The organism is Planococcus notacanthi, assembly GCF_030407825.1.
In the GTDB taxonomy this organism is placed as follows: domain Bacteria; phylum Bacillota; class Bacilli; order Bacillales_A; family Planococcaceae; genus Planococcus; species Planococcus notacanthi.
On the sequence record NZ_JASDCQ010000012.1, the window covers coordinates 1 to 8,602 of the forward strand.

Here is an 8,602-nt window from a genome sequence, read left to right on the forward strand (position 1 = left end):
GATCCAACACCAGCAACAGACGATTGATCGAATGGCCCAAAGTATTCAAAAGCAAGAAGAGCAAAACGGACAGATTTTGGAGGAAGTGAAATCACTGAAGGGCAGCCTGCAGCCACTTGATGCCCCTTCGTCCGAGCAACCAAAGATAGCGAGCGCAGGATCGCCCTCACAGCAGCCAGAAAGCAAATCTGAAACGACAACACCTAAAAAAGACACACGAAGCCTATGGGCCAGGATTTGGAACAAATAATGAGGAAGTGGATTTGCTTTTGAAGCTGTCGAATCATTTTTTCACAGAATTAGGCAAAAATAACCGAAGAGGAGATGAGAACTTGACTCTTAATTCTACTAACTTTCTGCATATCTACGCACAACACATGCCTCACCATGAATCGTTTATTGTGGGCAATACAAGCGCTTTACTTAAGCTGAGAGAAATGATTGATGAAGCATTAAAAGAAGGAGAGGCGACAAGGGACTTTACTGCATCGGATTTGGAAGATTATCAAACATTCGTCATGAAGATAGCAGACGAAGAGATCGCTTTATTTGAATCGTTAGAAATGCCTTATACGGACCAATACGGAGAAGTAAATTCCCATATCTTTTTTGTGAATGAAACACAAAATGGCAGTACACCGCGTTCTCCAATAACATTATCGAAAAATTATAAGAGAACTCCATGAGGTTAAAAGCGTTCTCTATTTCAGCGAAAACGAATGTAACTTAAGTGCAGTTAAGTTACATTCAATTCCTCCATATCACTGAATAATAAAAAAAGAGGTGAACATTTTGGCAATGAGTATTTGGGAAAAAGAGAGCACTGAATTTAAGCTACAACCCCTGACAGACGACATGATAACAAAAGCAGAAGAAATGTTCGGTATAAAATTTCCTGACGCTTACCTGACAATTCTTAAGGAACAAAACGGAGGACGTATTCTTTATAATGCTTTTCCCAGTTCTATGGCTTCTGCCTGGGGAGATGCATTTATTCCGGTTGACCATATTAAAGGGATTGGTCTTCAAAACGGCATTCTTAATAATGCTTATTTTTTGAAAGAGTGGGACATGCCAGAAGGACTCATTCTATTTAGCGGGGATGGACATACCTGGCTTGCTATGGATTATCGTAATACTGTTGCAAATCCTTCGATTGTTTACGTGGACAATGAGGCAGAGCAGCTTGCACAAGTTGCAGAAAGTTTTGATGAATTTCTAAACAAGTTATCTATTGAGGAATCTGGTGCTTTTGAAGAAGATGAGGATGCAGTAGAGGAATACAGTGAACAAGACCTTGAAAGGTTTATCCAACAAAACAAATTTAATGAATTGGTGATGGCGTTGATGCACTTGTCATATACCGATGTCGATGTGAAATGGTTTGGTGAGCGACTCCAAGAATTAAGCATACATCCGAGTGAATTCGTGAGAATCGAAGTGGCCCGGATTGTCTGGGGCATGACTCACCAGTTGGAAAATTCTACGCTCAATAGGTTGTTGGCGCATTTTGAAAAAGATCCGGAAAGTGATGTTCAACTGTTTGCCGACTTGATTAAGGAAAAAATGAATTATCCATTTGAACAATTGAGACAAGATGTGGAACTGTCCGGAATGGAAAGCTTTTCTTATCAAGGTGAAATCTATCATATCAACGAACATTCGAATCTTTGGCATTTGTCCGATTATCAAACGGATTTGCAATCCTATTCTACAGTAGGGGACCTATTGGAGTACGCCACCATCAACGGTAAACTGTTAAAAGAAATTTGGAGCCAGGTAAAAAAAGTGTAATCTAACAATCGCCTCTTTTCTATGGTGGTTCTTAGTCACTCAACAGTTCACAACAAGAGCTAAAACTGTATCAATAAAATTGTAAAGGAATTGAATAAGGCAAAATCGTTCTCCTTTCAAAGTTGAGAGAAGGTTTTAATATGATTTACAAAACGATTTTCATTGAATTTGAATGTAACTTAATGTGAATTAAGTTACATTCAAAATGTAGAAATGACTGTAATGACCAAAATTAAGAAAACAAAGAGATAGAGATATCCTACTCGCTTCATCCCATCTTTTATTTTTTCTATACCAAACGATAAAAAGACTACAGACAGCAGTAAAATTACAAATTGAGCAGTGGGTTCGAAAACATCAGTTAAAAACCACAAGATTCCCAAAATAAAAATGAATACAGCGAGACCAATATTAAATATCTTTAACAAAATTTCCATCTCCCTTTAGTATTTGAAATTTCCATTTATCTACCATAACATAATTTTGAATCTAGGAATTTCAATTGAAAAATACTGTTTTTGAATGTAACTTATTAGCAATTAAGTTACATTCACATCCTTGATTCTATTGACTTCACCGAAAAAACGAGCGAAACTGAAATTACCAGAAAAAAAGATACATTCAAAACCTTGATTCCACTGGGCTCGTCTTTCGTTGGCGACGCTCTTTTTTCTTTTGGCCCAAATGCCTTGAGTAGTTCGTTACATACGGCAATTAGTACCTAAAAAAATACAGCCATCAACTAAAAGGAGTTCTCTCATGAGTAAGCAAAATGAAATCAAAGACGTGCAGCCGATCCGGTCCTTGGAAAAAATCGAAGACATGAAATGGAGTTTGAAGAAATGGTGCGGCGAACGGGATTATATTTTGTTTCTCCTGGGCATCAATTCGGGACTGCGGGTCGGGGATCTGTTAAAGATCAAAGTGAGCGAGATTCAGGGCAAGAAAGTCGTGTCCCTGCGTGAAGGCAAGACCGGCAAACGGCGGACGATTCACCTCGGCAACATCTACGACGAGCTGAATGCCTATATCGGCACGTTAAACGGCACAGAATGGCTGTTTCCAAGCCGCAAGGGGCAAAACCCCATCACACGGGTCCAAGCGTACCGCCAGCTGAACAAGGCGGCCCAGATGGTCGATATGCCGGATGGCATCGGCACGCACACGCTGCGCAAGACCTTTGGGTATTGGCATTACAAGCAATTCCGGGACATTGCCGAGCTGCAGAACATCCTCAACCATGCCCATCCGCAGATCACCCTGCGCTACATCGGCATCACGGACGAGCAGATTGAAAGCAATTTGAAGGCATTTCGCCTCTAAAAACGAACCCAAACCGCCGAAAAAATCAGCAAATTGGGTTCGTTTTTTCGCTTAGCTTTAAATCGCCTTCTAAGGGGTCTCTGAGGTCTCTGGATCAAATTGCTTCCCTGAGTTCGTCTTTTTTCTAGAAATCGCTCTTAGGGGGTCTCTGGGCGTTTAAATTGCTATCTGGAAAAGAAGAAACGCAGAGCCTCTGTTTTTTTGTGTCTTTTTTTGAATTTGGGTTTTGGTTCTTGAAAGGCCACACTTTCGGTCCCGTTTATTCCCCACCACCAACTCTTTTGCGCGCGTACGCGTGTTGTTGGTGTTTTAATTACTTTGTTTTAAGTGTTTTAAGTGTTTTAGAGAGGCTCTGAGCCCTTGGTATGACTGGGTTTGAAAGACTTAAAGGACACACTTTCGGGTTTAAAGGACACACTTTCGGGTTTAAAGGACACACTTTCGGGTTCAAAAGGACACACTTTCGGGTTTAAAGGACACACTTTCGGGTTCAAAAGGACACAATTTTTAATAATCGGTACCTTTACTATTATAACTGGTTTTGTTACGCTTATTTTGTCGTATAAGGACACAATAAAAAAAAGAGGTGTTAACTTGAATGAAAATCATGTTGTAACTCAATCAAATAGATTGATTGAAGCTAGGCATATGAAGCCATTATCGGCACGAGAACAAAAGATTATCCTCACTATGGTTTCTATGATTCAACCAAATGATATAGATTTTAAAGAATATAGCATTTCGATAAAGGAATTCAGTGAAATGCTGGGTTTAAAAGGGCATGCTAAATATGAAGAAATTAAAGAAGTAGCTTTACATCTGCAAGCGAAAACAATTTTTATACCTGATGAAGATGGTTTTATAACAACAAACTGGGTTGCCAGTCAACGTTATAAAGAAGGAGAAGGGATAATCAAACTTTCTTTTTCTCCGTATCTAAAGCCGTACTTATTACAACTGAAAACTCAATTCACCTCTTACAAACTAAGTAACATATTGTCTTTAGGGAGTGGCTATTCAATTCGCTTATATGAGCTGATGAAAAAATGGCAACACCTAGGAGAGTGGGAATATCCAGTTGATGAATTAAAGCTTAAATTTGGGATAGAGGAAGGGACTTATAGTCGGTACACCCATTTCAAAAACAGGGTTTTAAAAAGAGCAATTGAAGAAGTCAATGAAAAAACAGACTTACATATTAAATTTACTGAAATAAAAAAGGGACGTAAAGTCGAAAAAATTGGCTTTACTATTCACCATTCAGTTGATAAGGAAATTCAACTTCCAAGTTCTAAACAAAACTCAGAGACTTTTAGATCGATATCTCTAGAGGATGAATTACGTACTCGATTAAATACCTTGGCTGATGGGTATCAGTTCGACATGGCATTCTTTGCGCAGCTGCACCAGGGCGCTTCACTTATCTGGCAAGACGATGCCGAACAGGAATTGGAATGGCTGATTCGCTACGTCAACGAGGAAAAAACCGTCAAGAATCCCCTCGGGTTTATCAAATCCAAAATCACCTCGGCGTGGGAGATTCATGAAGCCGGAGGGCAGATTACGTTCGCCGATCTGCAGCCGATGAAGGAACGTCACATCGGAAGGCAAGAGAAATTGCCGGAGTGGTTCACGTCCAAAGAGGAACCGAAAGAAGCTGCCGAACCGAATTCCGAACTCACCAAAGAGAAAGACCAGCTGCTGAAAAAGTTGGCCGAAAAAAAAGAACGGCTTTCAAAAAAAGACACGCCTTCTTCGTAATGAACATCAACATCCCGACCGGATTTTTTCTGGAAACAGAAAGTCCGGTCGGGATTTTTTGATGATTTTTTTTGTGTTCGGATTGCCGTTCTTTTTTTCCGGACCGTTCATTTCGGAAACCGGTTTGAGAACGCGAAGGAAAAAAGTTCACGGCGAGTGCCCATTTATACGCAGTGATTTTTTTCAAAAATAACGGCGTCGTTTTGGGTTTCCCGCAGGGGCTAGTGGACCATCACAAAAATCACGAATCCTGAAAAAAGATTGCGAAGAGCATAAGGGAAATCTGCTATCACTTTCGGTGCTAGCCCAGGCGGAGCCTGGGGTTTGGGTGATATCACGAAAAAGGGCTAGATGCCTCCACGTGGAGGCCCTTAAAAAAGCCATTTGCCTCCACATGGAGGCACCTCTTTTTGGCTGCCGGACCACCAGAAAAAATGAAATGTTGAAAGTCAAAACGAACTCTTACGGATTCAAAACAAGTGGCACAGAGTTGTGCCAATGAGCAAAAAAACTGGCACAAACTTGTGCCAAAAGGCAATTTCGGTGTCCCCATTCCAACACGAGGCTCTGCCTCGTCGCCCATTGAAAATGGGGGCACGTTTTCCTTATGCTCTTTCTCTGTTTTTGCTGAGTCCGTGAATTTTTCTACATGATTTGAGCCCCTGCAGGAAACCCAGGACGACGCGGTTATTTTTGAAAAAAATCACTGCGTGTAAATGGGCACTCGCCGTGAATCCCGTTGTTTTGAATTTCATTTTTAAATCGGACCGAACATTTCTAAAAAAAAGAATGAGATTTCCGAGCCGATCGACAGCAGCAAAAATCTGAAGTGTCCAGTTATTCACTCGTCGCTTTCGGATGTAAAAAATACATAGATAAAAATGAAAAATAACGATAATTCGTACGGAAATGTAGCTTGAATTGAAGAACGTTTGCAAAGTGTATAGCCGTTTTTGCAAACGTTCTTTTTTTGTTTTCCAGATGCTTTTGAGGTGTTCGAGACCGTGTACTTTTACGAACGTTTCTGTTTCCAAAATTATCTAGCTATTATTCAAAGCTCTGAGTATATTTAGTGAAACGAGGAAAGTAATCATACTCCTTTTTTAGGAGTGAAAAATAAGCTTCAAGAATTTATAAAAGGAACGATTTAAATAAAGATAGTTGGGGGGAACAGGAATGAATGAACAACAGAACCTTTCATCATGCATTCAACTTAGACCTATAGCTATAAATGATTATGAAAGGGTTTTAAAATGGAGCAAAGACGACTCCTTTTGTTTGGCTAATGGATGGGAGATAAACAGAAATCCTGAAGAATTGTATAGATGGTGGCTTCTGTGTGTTAACAATGTATCAAACGACTTTATTCGAATGGGAATAGAATATGACGGAAATTTAGTCGGATATGCAGATTTGGCTAATATTAAGGATTATACGGCGGAGTTAGGTATTGCAATAGGGAACAGTGAATTATGGGGAAAAGGAATTGGATATAACTCTTCCAAGAGTATGATGAAGTTTGCAGCAGATCAATTAGGAATTATGATTTTTAAAGCAGAAACAAATGAAGCAAATTTGCGTTCACGAAAAATGCTTGAAAAGATTGGTTTTAAAGAAATCAGCAGAGTAGGAAGTGAAGAATACTTAGGAATGATTGGCTTGCTTATACAATATAGATTAGAAGTGTGAAGGGGGAATTTCGATTTGAATATTTCCTTTCTTACAGAAAATAGCATTCAAAGACAAAGCTGTATAGCAAGTTTACATATCCTGAATTTATCGGAAGTGAAGAAACTTCGACGTGAGCTTCTTTTTTGTCTGTCAAAGTTTACTTTTGTGGATGGTGTAAGTTAATTTTTCTATTCAGGGTTAGATCTCGTATTCTATTTATAGAACCTAATAGGCCAATGATAGAAGTTATCTGATTTAAAATAGGCCAGAAAAGATGGTGATTATCATCGAATTAATTAATGTTCTTCGTAAAAAAAGAATAGTCGTCAATGAATTTGAAAATATTGGCATAAACTATAGAAAGAAATGGATTAATGCTTTTTCTGATTCTCAACTTGAACAACATCAAAATTTAGATGAATTTTTATGGTATATGTTTTCTTCTGAAAAAGTAGATTACTTGGTAAAGAAAGAAGCAGCTCTAGCCTTCGATAAAGTAAACAAGCAATATTGTTATATCTTCTTTCAAGAGTCAGAAGATGTTTTACAAGTAGGATATGCTTCTTCTATGAATGCAAAAGATTTGTCGAATGTAACAGGCGAATACAGTGATGTCTATGTTGTGGACAAAGGCTTTAATTGGACATATGTGATTCCTCATGAAGAAGATTGGGGTCCATACTTTTACAGAAAAAAGTCCAAGGGTAATTGAAAAGATTGTCTAAAAAGTAGACTCACAGGAAATACAGTTAACATATGAGGAATTATCGGCAGCTATACAAAAAAGAAGGTGCTCATAACGAGCACCTTCTTTTTTGTTGATAGCCTATTGATCGGACACCAATTGATTTAATTTTCTTAAGGCTTCCGTAACTTCTTTTCGAAGTTGTTGCTCGGAAATTTCAAAGGTCGTTTCTTGTCCTGGAAGGCATTCATGCCAGTAGCAATCTGCAGCTTCAAAGACCGCTTTCAAAATCTCAAATTGAGGTTCCGTCATTCGATCATCCCACTCCATAAATTTCTTCATGTACACTGTTTGAAATTCATCGGCCGATAGTTTATTTGTAAGAAACTTCACCATGAGGTCTTTATATTTGTCTTATAACATTTTTCTTCCTTCCGATAACTTGTGATATGTAAACTACTTTAAGAACTTTCGACTATGAATTTATTTTATAAGCTTCCTAAAAAAAAGTGGACTGACTATAGAGAGCATAAAAAGAATAAATAAGAATAATTAATCCAAAACTTATGTTTGTTTTTTTCAATTTTTTTTGATCATCTTTTAAAAGAATAAAGAAAATACCAGTAAAAAAGAAGCCGATAAACCATCCAATACCAATCTCGAAAAATGCTAGAACAAAACCTAAAGTTGCCATTACCTGAAGTATTCTTGTTGTGTTAATCATTCATTAAGTGCCTCCATTTTTTCTGTTTTTAATTACTTCTAACAACCTGCGCTATGTAAATTAGTGTGATATTTTAGTATACAAATCAAGTTAATGGTGATTGCGCAATTTTTCGGGCAGCAGAAAAGCTATAAGCTCCTATCAAGACCCCAACAATCATAAACAAGATGCCAACTAAATCAAATGCCCCATTTAACTTAATGGTTTCCTCATTTACGAAGTTCATCAAGTAGTGAATCATCACACTCGCCAATTTGTGTAAAAACAGCATTATGCTGCCTGTCAAAAAAAATAAAACCCCTATTAAATAACCTATTCTCATAAATTCACCTTCTTTCGTTTGCGTTAATTAAAGTTTAACTTAAATTCCCAATTTACCTAGAGAAAATTAAGCTGTCCAAATTGGATAGCGTCCTTTACGATGAAAGAAAAGGAGGCAATCAGCGATGACCTTTCATGCACCAGAAGATATTGCAACTGTTCTTAACATCAAACCGTCAACGCTCCGCAAGTATTCGTTATTACTCGAACAAAGCGGCTATCTCTTCAAAAAAAATGCTCAGGGCCATCGTTGGTACAGCGATACAGACCTTATGGCTTTACGGAAGTTCATAACGCTCAAGGATAGCAGTGGAATGACTTTG

General features: G+C 38.3%; 10 protein-coding genes and 1 pseudogene. 8 read left to right on the forward strand and 3 right to left on the reverse strand.

The window, feature by feature from the left end:
- From QMA01_RS17890 to QMA01_RS17920, 7 genes are all read left to right on the forward strand, one after another.
- Nucleotides 1–250: hypothetical protein (locus QMA01_RS17890; protein WP_290215591.1), on the forward strand; the 250-nt coding region annotated here is incomplete at its 5' end.
- An 82-nt stretch (nt 251–332) separates the two neighbouring features.
- A complete protein-coding gene (locus tag QMA01_RS17895) occupies nt 333–686 on the forward strand; it encodes a hypothetical protein (protein ID WP_290215592.1) in 354 nt (117 codons plus the stop codon).
- A gap of 112 nt (nt 687–798) precedes the next feature.
- Nucleotides 799–1,794, forward strand: coding sequence for an SMI1/KNR4 family protein (locus tag QMA01_RS17900; protein WP_290215598.1), 996 nt, complete (start codon nt 799–801; stop codon nt 1,792–1,794).
- A 759-nt stretch (nt 1,795–2,553) separates the two neighbouring features.
- The gene (locus tag QMA01_RS17905) at nt 2,554–3,117 is read left to right on the forward strand and encodes a tyrosine-type recombinase/integrase (protein ID WP_191716984.1); all 564 of its coding nucleotides are present in this window, start codon (nt 2,554–2,556) and stop codon (nt 3,115–3,117) included.
- 594 nt (nt 3,118–3,711) lie between these two features.
- Nucleotides 3,712–4,878 carry a replication initiation protein gene (locus QMA01_RS17910; protein WP_191716985.1) on the forward strand — a complete coding sequence of 389 codons (1,167 nt, stop codon included), beginning with the start codon at nt 3,712–3,714 and terminating at the stop codon, nt 4,876–4,878.
- 1,176 nt (nt 4,879–6,054) lie between these two features.
- Complete coding sequence (locus tag QMA01_RS17915) at nt 6,055–6,567, forward strand: GNAT family N-acetyltransferase (protein ID WP_290215593.1); 513 nt, start codon at nt 6,055–6,057, stop codon at nt 6,565–6,567.
- Between the two features lie 256 nt (nt 6,568–6,823).
- Complete coding sequence (locus tag QMA01_RS17920; protein ID WP_290215594.1) at nt 6,824–7,261, forward strand: DUF4275 family protein; 438 nt, start codon at nt 6,824–6,826, stop codon at nt 7,259–7,261.
- A 114-nt stretch (nt 7,262–7,375) separates the two neighbouring features.
- Here the strand turns inward: QMA01_RS17920 and QMA01_RS17925 are convergent.
- From QMA01_RS17925 to QMA01_RS17935, 3 genes and pseudogenes are all read right to left on the reverse strand, one after another.
- Nucleotides 7,376–7,633, reverse strand: a pseudogene (locus QMA01_RS17925) (colicin immunity domain-containing protein); the annotation flags it as partial.
- 100 nt (nt 7,634–7,733) lie between these two features.
- A complete protein-coding gene (locus QMA01_RS17930; RefSeq protein ID WP_290215595.1) occupies nt 7,734–7,958 on the reverse strand; it encodes a hypothetical protein in 225 nt (74 codons plus the stop codon).
- A gap of 85 nt (nt 7,959–8,043) precedes the next feature.
- Nucleotides 8,044–8,280, reverse strand: coding sequence for a hypothetical protein (locus tag QMA01_RS17935; protein ID WP_290215596.1), 237 nt, complete (start codon nt 8,278–8,280; stop codon nt 8,044–8,046).
- 124 nt (nt 8,281–8,404) lie between these two features.
- Between QMA01_RS17935 and QMA01_RS17940 the strand changes: the two genes are divergently transcribed.
- On the forward strand, nt 8,405–8,602 hold a 198-nt coding region (locus QMA01_RS17940; RefSeq protein WP_290215597.1), incomplete at its 3' end, for a MerR family transcriptional regulator.

What these genes read in the sequence shown, in the direction of transcription:
- QMA01_RS17900 (WP_290215598.1), top strand. Translation starts at nt 799, where the DNA reads ATGAGTATTTGGGAAAAAGAGAGCACTGAATTTAAGCTACAACCCCTG.
- QMA01_RS17905 (WP_191716984.1), top strand. Translation starts at nt 2,554, where the DNA reads ATGAGTAAGCAAAATGAAATCAAAGACGTGCAGCCGATCCGGTCCTTG.
- QMA01_RS17915 (WP_290215593.1), top strand. Translation starts at nt 6,055, where the DNA reads ATGAATGAACAACAGAACCTTTCATCATGCATTCAACTTAGACCTATA.
- QMA01_RS17920 (WP_290215594.1), top strand. Translation starts at nt 6,824, where the DNA reads ATGGTGATTATCATCGAATTAATTAATGTTCTTCGTAAAAAAAGAATA.
- QMA01_RS17930 (WP_290215595.1), bottom strand. Translation starts at nt 7,958, where the DNA reads ATGATTAACACAACAAGAATACTTCAGGTAATGGCAACTTTAGGTTTT.
- QMA01_RS17935 (WP_290215596.1), bottom strand. Translation starts at nt 8,280, where the DNA reads ATGAGAATAGGTTATTTAATAGGGGTTTTATTTTTTTTGACAGGCAGC.